Source organism: Microterricola viridarii (genome assembly GCF_001542775.1).
Lineage (GTDB): Bacteria > Actinomycetota > Actinomycetes > Actinomycetales > Microbacteriaceae > Microterricola > Microterricola viridarii_A.
Genome location: NZ_CP014145.1, coordinates 1,571,225 through 1,590,689 on the forward strand (window position 1 = coordinate 1,571,225; position 19,465 = coordinate 1,590,689).

Here is a 19,465-nt window from a genome sequence, read left to right on the forward strand (position 1 = left end):
TTATCTCCTAGTAGACCGTTGTTGACGGTTCAATGAGGCCGGTCTCCGGGTGCGGCTCCGGCGCGTCTGCCGGGCCCTTCTGGGCGACCTTCTTGATGAGCTTGAACTCGACGACCGCGAGGATGCCGTAGATCAGCGTGAAGGCGACGATCGAGATCAGCACCTCAAGTCCGGTGACGCCGGGCGAGACGCCGTCCTCGGTCTTCAGCAGGCTGAACACGAGCCAGGGCTGCCTGCCCATCTCGGCGAAGATCCAGCCGACGATCATGGCGGCGAGCGAGAGCGGGAACGACCAGATCGCGGCCTTCCAGACCCACTTGTTCTTCGGCAGACGGCCACCACGGGTGAGCCAGAGGCCGACGACGGCGACGAGAACGTGCAGCATGCCGAGGCCGATCATCCAACGGAACGCCCAGTAGGTGATCCAGATGGTGGGGGCGTAGTCGCCGGGGCCGAACGCAGCGGTGTACTGGGTCTGCAGGTCGTTGATACCCTCAACACAGCCATCGAAGGTGTGCGTCGACAGCAGCGAGAGCAGGTACGGCACGCGAATGGAGAACAGCTCGCTCGTGCCGTCGGGTGTGCCGAGGGTGAACAGCGAGAACGAGGCTTGAGCGCCGCACACGGTTTGATACGTCGCCTCTGCCGCGGCCATCTTCATCGGCTGCGTTGCCACCATGGCGAGGCTGAGCTGGTCGCCCGTGAGCGTCGTCAGGATGCCGGCGCCAATCATCACCCAGAGGCCGAACTTGAGCGCTGGGCGCATCGTCTCGAGGTGCTGATTGCGCGCCAGGTGCCAGGCGGAGACCGTGATGACGAGGCCGGCGGCCACCATGAAGCTGGCGAAGATGGTGTGCGGGAAGGCCGCCAACGCGACGGGGTTGGTCAGCAGCTCCCAGATGTTGGTGAGTTCTGCGCGCCCCTTCTCCTCATTCATCTGGTAGGCGACCGGGTTCTGCATGAACGAGTTCGCGGCAATGATGAAGTAGGCCGAGACGATGGAGCCGAAGGCCGTCGCCCAGATGGTCAGCAGGTGGATCTTGCGCGGGAGCTTGTCCCAGCCGAAGATCCAGAGCCCGATGAAGGTGGCCTCGAAGAAGAAGGCGAGCAGGCCCTCCAGCGCCAGCGGGGCGCCGAACACGTCACCGACGAAGCGGGAGTAGTCCGACCAGTTCATGCCGAACTGGAACTCCTGCACGATACCGGTGACGACACCCATGGCGAAGTTGATCAGGAAGATCTGGCCGAAGAACTTGGTCAGCTGCAGGTACTTGACGTGACCCGTTCGGTACCACGCGGTCTGGAAGACCGCGGTCACGGTGACCATACCGATGGTGATCGGCACGAATAAGAAGTGATAGATCGTGGTGAGGCCGAATTGCCAGCGCGCAAGCGCCAACGGGTCCAAGATCTCGTTCAACGGGGACTCCCCTCAAGTGACTTCTACACTGCGTAGAAGTCGTGACTTCTACAGAGCGTAGAACATATTCAGCTTCAGCCGGTAATCTGGAGATATGAACACGCTCGGAGTCCTGGAAAGATCGATCATGAACGCCCTCTGGGACGCTTCTGAGGGCCTGTCCGCACCCGAGCTCGGCGATCGTTTGCTCAACGCTAACGCCGAGGCGCCGCGGAAGGAACATGCCAAGACGACTCTTCTGACCGTGCTCTCCCGTCTGGAGGCGAAGGGCTTCGTCGCCCGCAGCCGCGTCGAGCGCCCGCACCGCTACTTCGCGGTGAATTCACGCGAGGAGCACACGGCGAATCTGATGCATCAGGTGCTCGAGCTCGCGCCAGACCGCGATGCCGCCCTGGCCCGCTTCGTCGGCCAGGTCAGCGCCAGCGAGGCAGAGACGCTGCGCGAGCTGCTCGGCTCACGCACCCCCAGCTAAGGCACCACCGCTCCCGTGCTCATCGCTTCGCTCGTTCTCGCCGTGCTCGCCGTGGCGTTGGCCTGGCCAATCCCGCTCGCCCTCTCTGCGGCGCGCTGGCCCTCCCGCGCACCCGGAATCGCCCTCGCTCTGTGGCAGGCGATCGCGCTCGGCGGCGGGCTGGCCATGATCGGCGCGCTGCTCACCTTCGGCCTCGCCCCGCTGAACGGTGAGCTCGGCGGCATCCGCGGGCTGTTGGCCAGCCTCACCAGCGGGCCGATTCCCGCGGATTTCGGGGTGCTCAACATCGTCGCTCTCGGCGGGGCCGTGCTGCTCGGAGGCCACCTGCTGCTCAATCTGATCAGCACCACGTTGCAGACGGAGCGGAGCCGGCGCCGACACCGCGCGGCGGTCGAACTGCTGAGCTCCCCCCTGCCCGAACAGCCGGGCACCCGGGTGCTGGACCACCCCACGCCGATCGCGTACTGCGTGCCCGGCGTGCACACCGTCACGGTGCTCTCCGGCGGGCTGATCGAGCTGCTCGAGCCGGCAGAGCTCGACGCGGTGCTCGCCCACGAGCGCACCCACCTGCGCCAGTTCCACCACCTCGTGCTGCTCGCATTCCGCGCCTGGCATGCGGCTCTGCCCTGGTTCCCGATGGCGAACCGGGCCGAGAACGCCGTCGGCCTGCTGGTCGAGATGCTGGCAGACGACGACGCCAGGCAGGAGGCCGATGCGCTCACGCTCGCCCGCGCCATCGCCCTGGTCGGCACCGCGCAGCCAAGCGCCAGCGGCGAGCTGCAGGCAGGCACCGAGCCGCGCTCCGCCGGGCTCCTGGGCGCAGGCCAGGCGGGTTCCATGCCGATGCCGGCGGATGCCGCGCGCACCCCGCTCGGCCAGCGGGTCGCCCGGCTGCTGCAGCCGGAGCCGCCGCTGCCGCCGCTGGCCCGCCTGCTCGCGCTGACCGCTGCCGCCATCACCGTCACGATGCCGTCCGCCGTGCTGCTGAGCGTCGCGCTCGGTGTCGGCCCGGCGCTCGCCTAAACGCCGGCCTCAGCCGGGCCCCGCGCAGGGGCCGCTCCCAGCAGCCGCCTTCCCCGACCGTTTATGCTCGGGCAGGTGAATGAGTTTCTCGACTGGCTGTTGAACACCGTGCAAAGCGTCGACCCGGCACTGCGCACCCTGTTGGCCGGGATCGGCATCATGCTCGAGACCTCGATCCTCGTCGGTCTCGTCGTGCCAGGCGACACGATCGTCATCGTGGCCAGTACAGCCGTCTCCACGCCACTTGAGTATTGGGCGCTCGTGGCCGCCGTGGTCGTGGGAGCCCTGACGGGCGAGAGCATCGGCTTCGCCCTCGGCCGCTGGTTCGGCCCGCACATCCGCCGCAGCCGGCTCGGCCAGAAGGTCGGCGACCACAACTGGGCGCGCGCGGAACGCTACCTGGCGCGCCGCGGCGGCGTCGCCGTGTTCGTCTCCCGGTTCCTGCCGGTGCTGCACTCCCTGATCCCGCTCACGGTCGGCATGAGCAAGATGCGCTACCGCACCTTCATGGCCTGGACGGTGCCGGCGTGCGTGATCTGGGCATTCGCCTACGTCAGCGTCGGATCGGCGGCGGCAGGAAGCTACCGCGAGCTGTCACGCCAGCTGCACTTCGCCGGCTATATCTTCGTTGGCATCATCGTGGTGTTCCTGGCGCTCGTGGTGCTCGGCAAGAAGTTGCTCGAGCGCCACGAGGCCAAGCACATGGACGCGCCCGTAGACGCGGATCCCGAAGCCGAAGCCTAGAAGAGCTTCTTCTCGTTCAGCCACTGGGTGGCGATCACCGGAGCCGCCAGCTGGTCGTTCACGCTCTGCGCGTTCATCGCCACCAGGTCGGCGGCGGTCAGCGCGCCCTGCACCTTGTTGATCACAGCGGCCGCGGCATCCGAGACGCCAGGGCCAGCCAGGGGCACGACGTGCGACGCCAGGAAGAGGCCCTTGGGGTCGGTGAGTGTCACCAGGTCGTTGGCCTTGATGTTCGGGTCGGCGCTGTAGATGTTGACGATCTGCACCGTGCCGTCGAGCAACGCCTTCTGGGTGAGCGGTCCGCCGCTGTCTTCGATCGGGGTGAAGCCGACAGTCACGCCGTACACCGACTTCAGGCCGTCGGGCCCATACGGCCGCGTCGCGAGCTCTGAGTTGCCGCCGAGAGTGAGCGGGGTGGTCACCGTGGCCAGGTCGCCGATGGAGACCAGCTTGTTGGCGTCGGCGAAGGTCTTCGTCACGACGTAGGAGTCCTGGTCGGTGGCCTCGGCCTGGTCGAGCACCCGCAGCCCGCTCGGCAGAGCCGAGCCGAGCGCCGCGTACACGTCGTCACTGGTGCGCGCCGTGGTGTCCGGCTTGTAGAACTGCAGCAGGTTGCCGGTGTACTCGGGGAACAGGTCGACCTGACCGCTCTCCAGCGCCGGCAGGTAGGCGTCGCGCTGGCCGATGTTGAAGTCACGCTGCACAGTGAAGCCGTTGGCCTCCAGCGCCTGCGAGTAGATTTCGGCGATGATCTCGTTGGAGTAGTACTGCTGCGATCCGACGACGATGGTGTCTGATCCCGCCGTGCCCCCGTTGCTCGGCGTGGCAGCGTTCAAGGGGTTGCCGCTGGCGCAGGCACCGAGCGCGAGCACCACCAACACAGTCGCTGCACCGGCCAGGGCGGCTCGCCCCCGACGGCGAGCTCGCGGGGAGGGACGCGGAGAGGACGAATCAGTCGGGGACGTGTGAGACGTGTTGACGTTCATGCGAGAGTCCTTTGCTCTGTTGAGTGAGCGGCCCCCGCGTTCGAGGGGTGCCCGCTCGGTTGATTCTGCCACTCAACACCGACACTCCGCGCGGTGTGACGAATTTTTGTATCAACGCGAACACCGCCTCGAGCACGAGGGCGAGCACCGTGATGACGATGGATGCGCCGAGCATCTCGGTGTAATTGCGGGTGGCGATGCCGAGGAAGATGTAGCCGCCGAGCGCCCCGCCGCTCACATAGGCGGCCAGCGTCGCCGTGGCGACGACCTGCAGGATGCCGGCGCGGAGGCCGCCGATGAGCAGTGGCAGGCCCAGCGGGATCTCCACCCGCACCAAAACCTGCAGCGGCGTCATCCCCATCGCCGTTGCGGCCTCGATCACCCGACGGTCGATGGCCTGCAACCCGGAGTAGGCGCCGCTGAGCACCGGCGGGATCGCCAGCAGCACAAAGGTCAGCAGCGGCGCCTCGAAGCCGATGCCCAGCCCGAGGGCGATCAGGATCAACACACCGAGGCTCGGCAGGGCGCGCATGCCGCCGGTGAAGGCCACGGCGATCTCACGCCCTCGCCCCGTGTGCCCGATGTAGTAGCCGAGCGGCACGGCGATCAGCGCGGCGATCGCGGTGGCGCCGAAGGTGTAGCCGAGGTGCTCGAGGATGCGCTGCGGCAGCGCTCCGGGCGCACTCTGCAGCGCTGGATTGAAGATCCACGCGATGGCGGCAAGGAAGAGGTTCATCGGGTCCTCACCCGCCACGGCATCAGAGCGCGCCCGCAGGCGACGATCACGAGGTCGAACACGACGGCGACGAGCAGCGTGGCCACGATGCCGCTGACCACCTCGGCGGCGATGTTGCGCTGGAAGCCGTTGATGAAGAGATAGCCGAGACTGGTCACACCGACGAGTGAACCCACCGTGACGAGGCTCACCGTTGTAGCTGAGACGACGCGCAGCCCCGCCAGTAGCACCGGCCCGGCCAGCGGGAGTTCGAGGCGCCAGAACATCTGCCAGCCGGAGAAGCCCATGCCGCGCGCAGAAAGGCGCACATCGTCATCGATTGAGTCGAAGGCGTCGGCGCTGGAGCGCAGCATGAGCGCCAGCGCATACAGGCTGAGCCCGACCATGACGTTGATGGGGCTGGTGAACCCGGTGCCGAGCACGGCGGGCAGGGCGATGAACAGCGGCAGTGATGGAATCGTGAAGGCGATGGTGGCCAGGGCGAGCAGGATGCCGCGACTGGGGCGCACACGGTGGGCCAACAGTCCGAGCGGCAGCGAGGCCAGCAGCCCGAGCAGGATGGGCACAATGCTCAACCCGATGTGGGCCAGAGTGAGCTGCCACACCAGGCCGATGTTGGCCCAGAGCCAGGTCACTGCTCGAGCACCCCGGCGGGGCGTCCGTGCGCATCGACGACGACCCGGATGCCGTCGATCTCGTGCACCCGCAGCAGGCGGTTGCCGCGGTCGGCGCCGATGAAGCCGGCGACGAAGTCATCCGCCGGGCTGGCCAGGATCTCGGCCGGGGTGCCCTGCTGGGCGATCTCGCCGCCCTCGCGCAGGAGCACGATCTGATCGCCGAGCAGGAACGCCTCGTCGACGTCGTGGGTGACGAAGACGACGGTCTTGCCAAGTTCGGCCTGCAGCCGGAGCAGTTCTTGCTGCAGTTCGGCGCGCACAAGCGGGTCGACGGCGCCGAACGGTTCGTCCATGAGCAGGATGTTGGGGTCGGCGGCGAGCCCACGGGCGACGCCGACACGCTGCTGCTGCCCGCCGGAGAGCTGGCTGGGGTAGCGAGAGGCCAGAGACCGGTCGAGCCCGACCGTGTCCAACAGCTCCAGCGCCCGCCCCTTGGCCTCCCGTTTGCTCACCCCGCTGAGCACCGGCACGGTGGCGACGTTGTCGATCACGGTGCGGTGCGGCAGCAGGCCGGAGTTCTGCATGACGTAGCCGATGCGGCGGCGCAGGGCCACCGGCTTCTGCTCGGCGACATCCGCCCCATCGATCAAGACCTTGCCGGATGTCGGGTCGACCATGCGGTTGATCATGCGCAGCAGGGTGGTCTTTCCCGACCCGGAGGATCCGAGCAGCACGGTGGTGCTGTGCGAGGGCAGCACCAAGCTGAAATCACGGACGGCGACAGTGCCATCCTCGAAGGTTTTACCGACAGAGCGAAACTCGATCATCGTGGTGCCCCTCGTCTGCCTAGTCCTTCTCGGGACCGCCGTAGTACGACACCAGATAACCATGCGCCACCGATCGGCATTCCGCAATGAACCGGCTGTCTCCGTCCGGGTCGTCCCGGAACGCGCGGGAGAGCAGCCCATCGGCGATCTCGATGGCGACCTCGAGCCGGAACAGCAGCTCCGGCCCACCGTCGAGGCCGAACTCCTCGCTCAAGACGGCGGCCAGGCGAACGGGGAAGGAATCTTCGCCGGCGTGGGCCACGACTTCGGGATCCTCGTCGGTGTGGGCGGCGGGGCCGCCAGCCACGCTCTGGCGCTCGGTGAAGTGCACGATGTGGAATCCGGGCTCCGTGCGGTACAGGTCGACGAAGGCGCTGATGGCCAGGTCGACGGCCTGCCACCAGTTCTGGGGGGAAGAATCTTGGATGTCGAACGCGACGCGTGCCCGGAATCGCATCATCGACCGGTCACGCAGCGCAGAGAGCACCGCGACGCGGTCGGGGAAATAGCGGTAGACGGTGCCGATGGATGCACCAGCATGATCAGCGATCATGGCGGTCGTGATCCTGTCGAAACCGACTTGGTCGACCACATAGGCGGCGGAATCCAGCAGTGCGTCGAGCCTTTCGGCGCTGCGCTGCTGGATCGGCTCGGTTCGCACTGCGCGTCCGGCACCGAGGTCGCCCACTCCGGCCAATTTAGCTAACGGCACGTGTCTCCTCCTTGTAGAACAGTCGTCCCACTTTATAGGCGCGGAGCGACACGCACGAACCGGAAGCGGTTCGAATGATCTCGGGGGCGTGAAAGACTGGACTCGTGGTCGACTCCAGCGAAGCGTTCAGTGCGCCCCAGAGCTCGGCTTCTCGGGCCCATCGCGCAGCACGCATCGAAGACTGGGTTCATGCCCGGCGCGATCGCTCCGCCCGCAGGCGCGGACACCGCGAGACGGTCATCCCCTACTCCGGCTACGGCGGAGACGGCTGGGTGCGCATCCTCTGCCGCGTGCTGCTCTCCCGCCCCGCCGACCCGCAGCCCGTCTCACCGCGCGCCAAGCGCCGCGCCGAGCGCCGCGGCACCGGGATGCGCGGCTGGCGCAGCTTCACCAGCGTCCCCGTCGGATCCGCCCGGGTGACCGTCGAGCTCGGCGGCCAGAGTTTCGATGTCATCGCCGACCGCGGCGGGGTCGTCGACACTGTCGTGCAGGTGAAGCTTGAGCCCGGCTGGCACACCGCGACCCTGCGCACCGCGGAATCGCTGCCCGTCGAGGCTGAGCTGAACGTGGTCGACCCATCCGTGACGTTCGGTGTGCTGTCGGATGTCGACGACACGGTGATGGTCACGATGCTGCCCCGCCCGCTGCTCGCGGCCTGGAACACCTTCGTGCTCGACGAGCACGCCCGCATCCCGACGCCCGGCATGGCCGTGCTGTTGGAGAAGCTGGCCAGCTCCCGCCCCGGTACCCCGGTGATCTACCTCTCCACCGGCGCGTGGAATGTGGCTCCGACACTGAGCCGCTTCCTCTCCCGCAATCTGTACCCGAGCGGCGTGCTGCTGCTCACCGACTGGGGTCCCACCCACGACCGGCTGTTCCGGAGCGGGCGCGAGCACAAGCGGGACAACCTCAACCGGCTCGCGGCCGAGTTCCCGAACATCCGCTGGCTGCTCGTCGGCGACGACGGCCAGCACGACGAGGAACACTACCGCCAGTTCGCCCTCGCCCACCCGGACAACGTGGCCGCGATCGCGATCCGCCAGCTCTCCCCCGGCGAGGCGGTGCTGGCCGGCGGTCGCTCCAAGCTGGAGGACGGCTACGGCGGGGTGCCGTGGGCGTACGCACCGGACGGTTCCGGCCTGGCCGACCAGCTGAGCGAGATCGGCGTCCTCTAGCCCGGCTCGCCGCGCTGCGCCACTTTCTGTGGCCTGCGCCGCATCGGGTGGCACACAGGGCAGAAAGTGGCGCTACGCAGGACCGTGCAGCGCAGTCCTGCACAGTCCTGCGCTGGCCGGACAGCTAGGAGCTAGCGTGTGGCGCGGATCCGGTCCAGGCCGCGGTTGATCTGACGAGCCCAGAGCGGGCCGCGGTAGAGGAACGCGGTGTAGCCCTGCACCAGGGTCGCCCCGGCGGCCAGGCGCTCCGCGACATCCTCCGCGGTTTCGACGCCGCCGGCCGAGATGACGCACAGCTCGGCGGGCACGTGTGCGCGGATCAGGCGCAGCACCGCCAGCGAGCGGGCGGCGAGCGGCGCGCCGGAGAGCCCTCCGGCGCCGGCGGCCTCGACGACGGATGCCGGCGTGGCCAGCCCCTCACGGGAGATCGTGGTGTTCGTGGCGATGATGCCGTCCAACCCGAGCTCGACGACGAGCCCGGCGATCTTGACGACTTCCTCGTCGAGGAGGTCGGGAGCGATCTTGACGAGCAGAGGGGTGGTTCCGCAGGCCTCCTTGACGGCGGAGAGAAGGGGCCGGAGCAGCTCCAGCTCCTGCAAACCGCGCAGGCCCGGCGTGTTCGGCGAGCTGACGTTCACGACCAGGTAGTCGGCCAGCGGCGCGAGCGCCTTGGCCGAGATCAGGTAGTCGTTCGTGGCATCCTCGACGGCGGTGACCCGGCTCTTGCCGATGTTCACGCCGATGACGGGACGGCCGGCGGTGGCGCGCGCCGCGCGGAGACGCTCGGTGGCGCCCGCCGCTCCCCATTGTTGAAGCCCATGCGGTTGATGACGGCGCGGTCCGGCACGAGGCGGAACAGGCGCGGCTGCTCGTTGCCCGGCTGCGCGTGGGCGGTGAGGGTGCCCACCTCGATGTGGCCGAAGCCGAGCTGGCCGAGGCCGATGACGGCCTTCGCGTCCTTGTCGAAGCCGGCAGCGACACCGAACGGGGTGTCGAAGTGCAGGCCGAGCGCCTGCACGGACTGGTCGGTGCGCGGGCGCGTGTAACGGTGCACGAGCCGGCCGAAGCCCGCGGTCGGCAGCGCCTTGATCACGCCGAACGCGAGGTGGTGCGCGCGCTCGGGGTCAAGCTTGGACAAGACGAGGGAGAAAAGTAGTGGATACATGCCTGAATCAGAATACCGGCAGGCAGGCCACCGGCGAGACCGCGAGGTGGGTAGTGGGTCAGTCGACCGGCTTCGGCGGCTTGCGCCCGGGCTCCGAGCGCAGCTGGGCGATGGCGGCCTCGAAGTCGTCGAGCGACTCAAACGCTTGGTAGACGCTGGCGAAACGGAGGAAAGCGACCTCGTCGAGTTCGCGCAGCGGCGCGAGGATCGCGAGGCCGATGTCGTTGGCCTCGATCTGGGATGCACCGGTGGACCGGATCGTCTCCTCGACCTTTTGCGCCAGCACGGCCAGGTCGGAGTCGGTGACGGGCCGTCCCTGGCAGGCCTTGCGTACGCCGGCGACGACCTTCTCGCGGCTGAACAGCTCAACGACGCCGTTGCGCTTGGTCACGGCGAGGGTGGCTGTCTCAGTGGTGCTGAAACGGCGGCCGCACTCTGGGCATTGGCGGCGGCGGCGGATGGAGAGCCCGTCATCGCTGGTGCGCGAATCGATGACCCGGGAGTCGGGGTGGCGGCAGAACGGGCAATACATCGTGCCCCCAGCCTAGCCGGTCGCGCGGCGGGGCGGCCGCTACAGTGGGGGCATGACCGCGACGGATGACGCACAGCGGCGCCGCGCCGACGAGGCGCTCCCCAGCTGGCTGGTCGCCCACCCTCTCCTCGCCGGCTGGCTCTGGCTCGCCGCCTTCGGCGTTCTGGCCATCGCCGCCGCCGCGCTCGACTGGAGTGCACCGGTGGTGCTGGCCGTCGTCGCCTTACTGGTGCTGCCCCCGGTCGCGGCCATGATCGTCGTGCTCCAGGCGACGCCGCGGCGCGCACTCGAGACCCACGGCTCCGTGCTCGGCCACTTCCTCACCCGGTACCTGGTCATCATCGCCGGGTTCCTGGCCTGGACGGCGTCGATCGTGCTGGGCGCCACCATCTCGACCACGCTCTCGCTGCTGGCAGAGGGCCGAGAGAACGAGGTGCTCGGCACCGGCTTCAGCCTCGTGCTGGGAATCGTGCTGCCCGCAATCACGGTGCTCTGGATCGTCTTCCTGCTGCGCTGCGCCTGGTTCCTCATGAAGGTGCGCGGCTGGCGGCAGTTCCCGGCGAGCACCACGGTGCCCGCCCGGCTGCTCCTCCGGCAGCCGCGGCTGCGCGCCGTCACAATCGGCCTGGCCCACCCCGGCGTGCTGATCACCGCCGCGCTCGCCTCCGGAGTCTTCCTGTTGGCGATCGAGATCGACGAGCTCACGCTGTTGTTGGCGTGAGCCCGCCAGACCTGCATCTAGACGAAGCGGGCGCTGACGGCGTCGCCGTGCGCGGGCAGGGCCTCGGCGTCGCTGAGCGCGAGCACGTTGGCGTGCACCTCGGCCAGGGCCTCGCGGCTGTAACGCACCACCTGCTGCGGGCGCAGGAATGTCGACGCGCCGAGGCCCGCAGAGAAGCGCGCCTGGCCGCCGGTTGGCAGCACGTGGTTCGAGCCGGCCGAGTAGTCGCCGAGGCTCACCGGCGAGTTCTCGCCGAGGAAGATCGCGCCGGCGTTCTCGATGAGCTCCAGCACCTCCTCCGGCTTCTCGGTCTGGATCTCAAGGTGCTCCGGCCCGAACGCGTTGCTGAAGGCCGCGGCGGCCTCGATGTCGTCGACGAGCACGACCGCGGACTGCGGCCCGGTCAGCGCGGCGGTCACCCGGGCGGAGTGGGTCGTCGTCTCGGCCAGGCGTTCGAGCTCGCGCTCGACGGATGCCGCCAACTCGGCGTCGTTCGTGACCAGCACGGTCGCGGCGAGCTCATCGTGTTCGGCCTGGCTGACCAGGTCGGCGGCGATCAGCGCGGCATCGCCGGTGGAGTCGGCGATGACGAGGATGTCGGTGGGGCCGGCCTCCGCGTCGATGCCGGCCTGGCCGCGAATCAGTCGCTTGGCGGCGGCGACGTAGACGTTGCCGGGGCCGGTGACCATCTGCACGGGGTCGAGGCCGATGCCGTGCACCCCGTAGGCAAAAGCGCCCACGGCGCCCGCGCCGCCCATGGCATACACCTCGGTGATGCCAAGGAGCCCGGCCACGGCGAGGATCGTCGGGTGCACGCGCCCGCCGAAGGCGGCCTGCGGCGGGGAGGCGAGCGCGATGGAGCGCACCCCGGCGGTCTGCGCGGGCACGACGTTCATGACGACGCTCGACGGGTAGACGGCCTTGCCGCCGGGAACGTAGAGCCCGACCCGGCCGACCGGCTGCCAGCGCTGAATGATCTCGGCACCCGGCGCGACCACGGTGGTCACGGCGGGCGGCACCTGGGCGGCGCTGGCCAGCCGCACCCGGCGGATGGTCTCCAGGATGGCGGCGTGGACGGCCTCATCGAGGGCTGCCACGGCCTCATCGATGTGCTGCTGCGGCACCCGGATCGACTCGGGGCGCACCCGGTCGAGCCGCTCGGCCTGGTCCAGCAGGGCATGCTCACCGCGGGCGCGGACGTCGTCGATGAGCTCTGCCGCCACCTCCAACGCGACAGTCACATCGGTGCTCGCACGGGGCACGAGGGCGAGGAGTTCGGCGGGGGTCGGCTGGAGACCGCGCAGGTCAATCGTCTGGATCATGATCTGCCCAGTTTATCTGCACGTGGGTGGGGCGACCGCTGGGAATACGCGCCCCGCGCGGGCGCTTGATACTGGCGTATGACTATTTCCGCCCCGTCCCCAGAGAACATGCCCGACGACCTGCACGCTTTCAAGCAGGCGTTCCGTCGCCATGCCGCGGGCGTCGCCATTGTCACGGCCCTGGACCCGGAGGGGAAGCCGGTCGGCTTCACCGCTACCTCGCTCGCCTCCCTGGCGGCGGTTCCGCCTCTGGCCACGTTCAACATGGCGCGCTCCGCCAGCGCCTGGCGGGCGATCACCGAGACCGACAGGGTCGTGATCCACATGCTGGGCGCCCGCAACCGTGCGATCGCCGAGATCATGGCGCGTGACGCCTCCGAGCGTTTCATCGGCGATCACTGGCACTTGGGGCCGCACGGCCTGCCCGTCATCAACGACGTCACGGCGTGGATGAGTGGCCGCATCCTGGAGCGAGTCCCGGTTCACAACAACGCCGTGGTGATCGTGCAGATCGAGGAGGGCGCCCTGGGCGCGGATGACGCGCCGCTGCTGTACCACGAGCGCGCCTACCGCACCCCCGGCGAGATCGTCTGACCCGTACCGTTCCGGCCGCTGGCTGGAGGGCGGCGCGTATCGAGACCTCGCATGCGGATCTCGATACGGCCCTAGCGGGCCTACTCGATCAACGGAAAAGGGACCCTGCGGTTGCGGCGCCGGCTTCGGTCGCTGGCGCTCCCTCGAGCCAACGGGAAAACACCCGCCGGCTTGAGGGCAGCGCATATCGAGACCTCGCAAGCCGATCTCGATACGGCCCTAGCGGGCCTACTCGATCAACGGAATGTTGCGGCGCCGGCTTCGGTCGCTGGCGCTCCCTCGAGCCAACGGGAGAACACCCGCCGGCTGGAGGGCGGCGCGCCGCGAGGAACGAGCAGCGCACCGCCCGAAGCCCCGGAGTCGACCCGATCGGCTCGCCCCGGCGTCCGCCCGCCACCCCGCTGGTCGAGTAGCGCCGCCCGCGGCGCGTATCGAGACCTCGCAAGCCGATCTCGATACGGCCCTAGCGGGCCTACTCGATCAACGGAATGTTGCGGCGCCGGCTTCGGTCGCTGGCGCTCCCTCAAGCCAACGGGAAAACACCGCCGGCTGGAGGGCGGCGTGCCGCGAGGAACGAGCAGCGCACCGCCCGAAGCCCCGGAGGCAACCCGATCGGCTCGCCCCGGCATCCGCCCGCCACCCCGCTGGTCGAATAGCGCCGCCCGCGGCGCATATCGAGACCTCGCAAGCCGATCTCGATACGGCCCTAGCGGGCCTACTCGATCAACGGAATGTTGCGGCGCCGGCCTCGGTCGCTGGCGCTCCCTCCAGCCAACGGCCAAGGGAGCGCCAGCGCCGGCGGGCAAACGGCGGGGCTAGACCAGGCAGTTCGGGCCGAGGAGGCTCTTCAGCTCTCCGTAGAGGTCGGCCGTCACCGTGACCGAGTGCCGGGGCAGCTCGAACACGCGCGCCGTGCCGCCGCGGGTGAGCTTCAGTCGAACCTCGTTGGCGCCTGCGTGCCGGGTGAGGATCTCGTCCAGCGCCTTCACCGTGTCCGGCGTTGCACGCTGGTCGGGCATCGAGATGTTGACGGTGCCCTCGACCTCGTCCTGGCCCATGTCCGGGGTCATCAGGCTGAACGCGTGCAGGTTCATGCCGTCGTCGCGCATGCTGACCCGGCCACGCACCACGGCGATGGAGTCGGCGATGAGCAGCGGCGCGAATTCCTGGTAGCCCTTGCCCATGAACATCACGGTGATCTCGCCGCCGAAGTCCTCGACGGTGATCATGCCGTACTGGTTGCCCGAGTTCTTGGCTGTGCGGTGCTGCACGCTGGTGACGAGGCCGGCGATGGTGACGGTCTCGCCGTCTTCGATGGTCTCGGATGCCATCAGCTCTGCGATCGAGATGCTGGCGTGCTTCGCCAAGGGCACTTCGAGCCCGGCCAGCGGGTGGTCGGAGACGTAGAGGCCGAGCATCTCGCGCTCGAAGGCGAGCTTGTCCTTCTTGGCCCACTCGGGGCGCTCGGGAACGTCGGAGGACGGAGCCTCGCCGACCTCCTCGAACAGGCTGTCGAAGTCGAATCCGACGTTGCCGTTCTCCTCGTCGCGCTTGATCTTCACGGCCGACTCGACGGCCGACTCGTGGACCTCGATCAGGGCGCGGCGGGTGTTGCCGAGCGAGTCGAACGCGCCGGCCTTGATCAGCGACTCGACGGTGCGCTTGTTGGTGGCGTGGATCGGCACCTTGCGCAAGTAGTCGTGGAAGCCGTCGAATCGGCCCTTCTCCTCGCGCGCCGCCCGGATGCCCTCGACCACGTTGAATCCGACGTTGCGCACCGCGCCCAGACCGAATCGGATGTCGGTGCCGACGGCGGCGAAGAAGCCGATCGACTCGTTGACGTCCGGCGGCAGCACCTTGATGCCCATGCGGCGACACTCGTTGAGGTAGATCGCCATCTTGTCTTTGGAGTCGCCGACACTGGTCAGTAGCGCGGCCATGTACTCGGCCGGGTAGTGCGCCTTGAGGTACGCCGTCCAGTAGGAGACGACGCCGTAGGCGGCGGAGTGGGCCTTGTTGAAGGCGTAGTCGGAGAAGGGCAGCAGGATGTCCCAGAGCGCCTTGACGGCGGCATCCGTGAAGCCGTTCGCGTGCATTCCGGCACGGAAGCCTTCGTACTGCTTGTCCAGCTCCGACTTCTTCTTCTTGCCCATGGCGCGGCGCAGGATGTCGGCCTGGCCGAGCGAGAAGCCGGCGACCTTCTGCGCGATCGACATCACCTGCTCCTGGTAGATGATGAGGCCGTATGTACCGCCGAGCACCTCCTCGAGGGCGTCCGCCAGCTCGGGGTGGATCGGCGTGATCGGCTGCAGGCCGTTCTTGCGCAGCGCATAGTTGGTGTGCGAGTCAGCGCCCATCGGGCCCGGGCGGTACAGCGCCAGCACGGCCGAGATGTCCTCGAAGTTGTCGGGCTTCATCAGGCGCAGCAGGCCGCGCATGGGCCCACCGTCGAGCTGGAAGACGCCGAGGGTGTCGCCGCGGGCGAGCAGCTCGTACGCGGCGACGTCGTCGAGCTCGAGCTCCTCCAGCACGAGTCGGTGGCCGCGGTTCAGCTCGATGTTGTCGAGGGCGTCCGAGACAATGGTCAGGTTGCGGAGGCCGAGGAAGTCCATCTTGATCAGCCCGAGCGCTTCCGCAGCCGGGTAATCGAACTGCGTGACGATCTGGCCGTCCTGCTCGCGCTTCATGATCGGGATGATGTCGATCAGGGGGTCGCTGGACATGATCACGCCGGCGGCGTGCACGCCCCACTGGCGCTTCAGGTTCTCCAGGCCCAGCGCCGTCTCGAAGACGGTCTTGGCCTCGTGGTCGGTCTCGACGACCGCGCGGATGTCTGCGGCCTCCTTGTAGCGCGGGTGCGCCTTGTCGAAGATGCCCGTGAGGGGGATGTCCTTGCCCATGACGGGCGGCGGCATCGCCTTGGTGAGCTTGTCGCCCATGCCGAAGGGGAAGCCGAGCACGCGGGACGAGTCTTTCAGCGCCTGCTTGGCCTTGATGGTGCCGTAGGTGACGATCTGGGCGACGCGCTCAGAGCCGTACTTCTCCGTCACGTACTTGATGACCTCGCCGCGGCGACGATCATCGAAGTCGACGTCGAAGTCGGGCATGGAGACGCGCTCCGGGTTGAGGAAGCGCTCGAAGATCAGACCGTGCACCAGAGGGTCCAGGTCGGTGATGCCCATGGCGTATGCTGCCATGGAGCCGGCGCCAGAGCCTCGGCCGGGGCCGACGCGGATGCCGTTGCGCTTGGACCAGTTGATGAAGTCGGCGACGACGAGGAAGTAGCCGGGGAAGCCCATCTGCAGGATGACGCCGGTCTCGTAGTCGGCCTGCCTGCGCACATCGTCCGGGATGCCGTTCGGGTAGCGCACGGCAAGGCCCGCGTCGACCTCCTTGGCGAACCAGGTGTCCTCCGTCTCGCCCTCCGGCACCGGGAAGCGCGGCATGTAGCTTTTCGAGGTGTCGAACTGCACGTCGCAGCGCTCGGCGATCAGCAGCGTGTTGTCGCAGGCGGAGATGTTGTCGCGGAACAGGTGACGCATCTGCGCGGCGCTCTTCAGATAGAACTCGTCGGCGTCGAACTTGAAGCGGTTCGGGTCGTCCAGGGTCGAGCCGGACTGCACGCAGAGCAGGGCGGCGTGCGCCGTGGCGTCGTGGGCGTGCGTGTAGTGCAGGTCGTTGGTGGCCACCAGCGGCAGGTCGAGTTCCTTGGCCAGCCGCAACAGTTCACTGATGGTTCGCCGCTCGACGTCGATGCCGTGGTCCATCACCTCGACGAAGAAGTTCTCCTTGCCGAAGATGTCGCGGAAGTCTCCCGCCGCCTTCTTCGCCTCCTCGTACTGGCCGAGGCGCAGGCGCGTCTGCACCTCGCCACCGGCGCAGCCGGTCGTGGCGATGACGCCCTTCGCGTACTCCGAGAGCAGCTCGCGGTCCATGCGGGGCTTGAAGTAGTAGCCCTCGATGGAGGCCTTGGACGACATCCGGAACAGGTTGTGCATGCCCTCTGTCGTCTCAGAGAGCAGGGTCATGTGAGTGTAGGCGCCGGAGCCGGAGACGTCGTCCTCGCCTTGCGCGCCGCTGCCCCACTTGACGCGGGTGCGGTCGCCGCGGGCGGTGCCGGGCGTGACGTAGGCCTCGGTGCCGATGATCGGCTTCACCCCGGCCGCGTTGGCCTGGTTCCAGAAGTCGAAGGCGCCGAACATGTTGCCGTGGTCGGTGACGGCGATGGCCGGCATCTTCTCGGCGACGACGGCTTCCATCAGCGGCTTGATGTGCGCGGCGCCGTCCAGCATGGAGTACTCGCTGTGCACGTGGAGGTGTACGAAGGAGTCGTTTGCTGCAGTCACGTGTTTCTCCGACTAATTCGAAAGCGGGTGGTGCTGGGTGTTACTGAAAAGAAAGCACACTAAGCAGACAGTACGGCGAGGGCGTGCTGCAGATCCGGTGAGTATTCGGTGCGGAAGCTGACCCACTCCCCCGTCGCCGGGTGATTGAAGCCGAGCTGCACGGCGTGCAGCCACTGGCGCGTGAGGCCCAGCCGGGCCGAGAGCGTCGGGTCGGCGCCGTACATGGAGTCTCCGACGCAGGGGTGGCGTTGTGCGGCCATGTGCACGCGGATCTGGTGGGTGCGCCCGGTCTCGAGGTGGATCTCGAGCAGCGAGGCGTACGGAAACGCCTCGAGCGTCTCGTAGTGCGTGATCGAGTGCTTGCCGTCGCCGGTCACGGCGAACTTCCACTCGGCCCGCGGATGCCGGCCGATGGGCGCGTCGATGGTTCCGGCGAGCGGGTCGGGGTGGCCCTGCACGACGGCGTGGTAGATCTTCTCGACCTCGCGGTCGTGGAAGGCGCGCTTCAGCTCGCTGTAGGCCAGCTCGGACTTCGCGACGACCATAAGGCCGCTGGTGCCGGCATCCAGGCGGTGCACGACGCCGGCGCGCTCTGCGGCACCGGAGGTGGAGATGCGGAAACCGGCGGCGGCGAGGGCGCCCACGACGGTGGGTCCCTCCCAGCCGACGCTGGGATGTGCGGCCACGCCGGCCGGCTTGTTGATCACGACGATGTCGTCATCGTCGTGCACGATCGTGAGGTCCGGCACGGGGATCGGAACGATCTCCAGCGGTGCCTTGCTCTGCCAGCTGACCTCGAGCCAGGCGCCGGCGCGGAGCTTGACGGACTTGTCGACGGCAGTGCCGTCTTGGCTGACACCGCCAGCCTCGATCACCTCGGCGGCGAAGGTGCGCGAGAATCCGAGCAGCTTGGCCAGACCGGCGTCGATGCGGAGGCCGGCGAGGCCGTCCGGGACGGGGAGTGAACGTGTTTCCATGCTTATGCTGCCGTGGCTTCGTCGGGGCCCGGTGCCGCAGGCGCGTCATCCGATGCCGGGTTGTCGTGCTTCTGCGTCTTTGCCGACTTCTTCTCGGCGACCGTGCGGGTGCCGTCGAGGTTGACGCCGCGCAGTGTCAGGATCATGAACAGGGCCATGCTGCTGACGATGGCGATGTCGGCCACGTTGTAGATGGCCGGCAGCATCCACGGGGTGTAGATGAAGTCGACCACGTGCCCCTCCGGGAACCCGGGGGCGCGGAAATAGCGGTCGGTGAGATTGCCCATCACACCGCCGAGCAGAAGTCCGAAGACGACGGCCCAGGAGAGCGAGCGGATACGGCGGGCGAACCAGATGATGAACACGATCACCGCGCTGGCGATGATGGTGAAGATCCAGGTCTGGCCACTGGCGAGTGAGAAGGCGGCCCCGGGGTTTCGGACGAACTGCAACAGCAGGACGTTGCCGAGAACTGGGACCGCCTCCCCTCCGTCAGGTTCGAGACGACGAGGAACTTGCTGAACTGGTCGAGACCGTAGGCACTGAGAGCGACGAGGGCCAGGACAACAAGCGCAACGGCGCTGACCTTCCCTCGGGTCTTAGACCCCAAAACCCTGGAAGCTCGGAGCAGCGGCGTCGCTGTTGGCAGCCTTCGCGCCGAAGCCGGCGGACGGAGCCGTCGAAGCCTCGAGCTCGTGCAGCTGGCCCTCGATGTAGCTCTTCAGCTTGGCGCGGTACTCGCGCTCGAAGGTGCGCAGGCCGTCGATCTTGGCCTCGAGAGCGGAACGCTCCTTCTCGAGGGCACCGATCTGGGCGCGCTGCTTGGCCTCGGACTCGGCGACGACGCGGGCGGCGGTGGCGTGACCCTCGGCGATGAGTGCGTCACGCTTCTCTGCACCCTCACGCACGTGCTCCTCGTGCAGGCGGCGGGCCAGCTGCAGGAGGTTCGTGGTGCTGGCCTGCTCCTCGGCCTCGGCGGCGGCCGACGGCACGGCTGCGGCGACGGGCGCTGCGACCGGGGCAACGACGGCCGGTGCGGGCTCCGGTGCAGTGAACGTGGGGCGGGCGCCGGCACGGTGGCCTGCGGGGCACCGCT

The 19,465-nt window shown here is 68.2% G+C and carries 18 protein-coding genes and 1 pseudogene; 6 read left to right on the forward strand and 13 right to left on the reverse strand.

All coding sequences use genetic code 11. The features are described 5' to 3' along the window. Window positions 1–7 precede the first annotated feature (7 nt). Window positions 8–1,420 (reverse strand): cytochrome ubiquinol oxidase subunit I, encoded by a 1,413-nt coding sequence (locus AWU67_RS07245; protein ID WP_067227391.1) that lies wholly within the window; start codon window positions 1,418–1,420, stop codon window positions 8–10. A 94-nt stretch (window positions 1,421–1,514) separates the two neighbouring features. Between AWU67_RS07245 and AWU67_RS07250 the strand changes: the two genes are divergently transcribed. The 3 genes from AWU67_RS07250 (at window position 1,515) to AWU67_RS07260 (ending at window position 3,659) form a co-directional block, all read left to right on the forward strand. Beyond that, complete coding sequence (locus AWU67_RS07250; protein WP_067227393.1) at window positions 1,515–1,892, forward strand: BlaI/MecI/CopY family transcriptional regulator; 378 nt, start codon at window positions 1,515–1,517, stop codon at window positions 1,890–1,892. A gap of 15 nt (window positions 1,893–1,907) precedes the next feature. Next, window positions 1,908–2,915, forward strand: a complete 1,008-nt coding sequence (locus AWU67_RS07255; RefSeq protein ID WP_067227395.1) for a M56 family metallopeptidase — start codon at window positions 1,908–1,910, stop codon at window positions 2,913–2,915. Between the two features lie 75 nt (window positions 2,916–2,990). Next, window positions 2,991–3,659, forward strand: coding sequence for a DedA family protein (locus AWU67_RS07260; RefSeq protein WP_067232302.1), 669 nt, complete (start codon window positions 2,991–2,993; stop codon window positions 3,657–3,659). Here the strand turns inward: AWU67_RS07260 and AWU67_RS07265 are convergent. The 5 genes from AWU67_RS07265 to AWU67_RS07285 form a co-directional block, all read right to left on the reverse strand. After that, window positions 3,656–4,534, reverse strand: coding sequence for an ABC transporter substrate-binding protein (locus AWU67_RS07265; RefSeq protein WP_234407386.1), 879 nt, complete (start codon window positions 4,532–4,534; stop codon window positions 3,656–3,658). The genes AWU67_RS07260 and AWU67_RS07265 overlap by 4 nt on opposite strands. A 76-nt stretch (window positions 4,535–4,610) precedes the next feature. Then, entirely contained in the window at window positions 4,611–5,381 is a 771-nt protein-coding gene (locus AWU67_RS07270) for an ABC transporter permease (protein ID WP_067232310.1), read from the reverse strand. After that, window positions 5,378–6,016, reverse strand: coding sequence for an ABC transporter permease (locus AWU67_RS07275; RefSeq protein ID WP_067227396.1), 639 nt, complete (start codon window positions 6,014–6,016; stop codon window positions 5,378–5,380). The genes AWU67_RS07270 and AWU67_RS07275 overlap by 4 nt, the downstream gene beginning before the upstream one ends. Further along, the gene (locus AWU67_RS07280) at window positions 6,013–6,825 is read right to left on the reverse strand and encodes an ABC transporter ATP-binding protein (protein WP_067227397.1); all 813 of its coding nucleotides are present in this window, start codon (window positions 6,823–6,825) and stop codon (window positions 6,013–6,015) included. Before AWU67_RS07280 ends, AWU67_RS07275 begins: the two co-directional genes overlap by 4 nt. Window positions 6,826–6,844: 19 nt before the next feature. After that, window positions 6,845–7,537 carry a TetR/AcrR family transcriptional regulator gene (locus AWU67_RS07285; protein WP_067227399.1) on the reverse strand — a complete coding sequence of 231 codons (693 nt, stop codon included), beginning with the start codon at window positions 7,535–7,537 and terminating at the stop codon, window positions 6,845–6,847. Window positions 7,538–7,641: 104 nt separating this feature from the next. Between AWU67_RS07285 and AWU67_RS07290 the strand changes: the two genes are divergently transcribed. After that, window positions 7,642–8,712 carry an App1 family protein gene (locus tag AWU67_RS07290; protein WP_067227400.1) on the forward strand — a complete coding sequence of 357 codons (1,071 nt, stop codon included), beginning with the start codon at window positions 7,642–7,644 and terminating at the stop codon, window positions 8,710–8,712. Window positions 8,713–8,843: 131 nt separating this feature from the next. Here AWU67_RS07290 and AWU67_RS07295 read toward each other — a convergent pair. After that, window positions 8,844–9,877: pseudogene (locus AWU67_RS07295) on the reverse strand (quinone-dependent dihydroorotate dehydrogenase). A 58-nt stretch (window positions 9,878–9,935) separates the two neighbouring features. After that, window positions 9,936–10,409, reverse strand: coding sequence for a transcriptional regulator NrdR (gene nrdR / locus AWU67_RS07300; RefSeq protein ID WP_067227403.1), 474 nt, complete (start codon window positions 10,407–10,409; stop codon window positions 9,936–9,938). Window positions 10,410–10,461: 52 nt separating this feature from the next. Here nrdR and AWU67_RS07305 point away from each other — a divergent pair, with 52 nt between their 5' ends. After that, window positions 10,462–11,130: a hypothetical protein gene (locus AWU67_RS07305; RefSeq protein ID WP_067227405.1), complete on the forward strand. Its 669-nt coding sequence runs from the start codon at window positions 10,462–10,464 to the stop codon at window positions 11,128–11,130. 17 nt (window positions 11,131–11,147) lie between these two features. Here the strand turns inward: AWU67_RS07305 and hisD are convergent, their stop codons facing one another. Then, window positions 11,148–12,452 carry a histidinol dehydrogenase gene (gene hisD / locus AWU67_RS07310; RefSeq protein WP_067227407.1) on the reverse strand — a complete coding sequence of 435 codons (1,305 nt, stop codon included), beginning with the start codon at window positions 12,450–12,452 and terminating at the stop codon, window positions 11,148–11,150. Between the two features lie 78 nt (window positions 12,453–12,530). Between hisD and AWU67_RS07315 the strand changes: the two genes are divergently transcribed. After that, a complete protein-coding gene (locus AWU67_RS07315) occupies window positions 12,531–13,046 on the forward strand; it encodes a flavin reductase family protein (protein ID WP_082716834.1) in 516 nt (171 codons plus the stop codon). 815 nt (window positions 13,047–13,861) lie between these two features. On the opposite strand, the gene dnaE is transcribed toward AWU67_RS07315, so the two are convergent. From dnaE to AWU67_RS18070, 4 genes are all read right to left on the reverse strand, one after another. Continuing rightward, window positions 13,862–17,338, reverse strand: a complete 3,477-nt coding sequence (dnaE, locus tag AWU67_RS07320) for a DNA polymerase III subunit alpha (protein ID WP_067232313.1) — start codon at window positions 17,336–17,338, stop codon at window positions 13,862–13,864. Between the two features lie 113 nt (window positions 17,339–17,451). Continuing rightward, window positions 17,452–18,369: an RluA family pseudouridine synthase gene (locus AWU67_RS07325; RefSeq protein WP_067227411.1), complete on the reverse strand. Its 918-nt coding sequence runs from the start codon at window positions 18,367–18,369 to the stop codon at window positions 17,452–17,454. A gap of 2 nt (window positions 18,370–18,371) precedes the next feature. Beyond that, window positions 18,372–18,821, reverse strand: a complete 450-nt coding sequence (locus tag AWU67_RS07330) for a signal peptidase II (protein ID WP_234407387.1) — start codon at window positions 18,819–18,821, stop codon at window positions 18,372–18,374. A gap of 147 nt (window positions 18,822–18,968) precedes the next feature. Next, window positions 18,969–19,361, reverse strand: a complete 393-nt coding sequence (locus AWU67_RS18070) for a hypothetical protein (RefSeq protein ID WP_425339206.1) — start codon at window positions 19,359–19,361, stop codon at window positions 18,969–18,971. Window positions 19,362–19,465 lie beyond the last annotated feature (104 nt).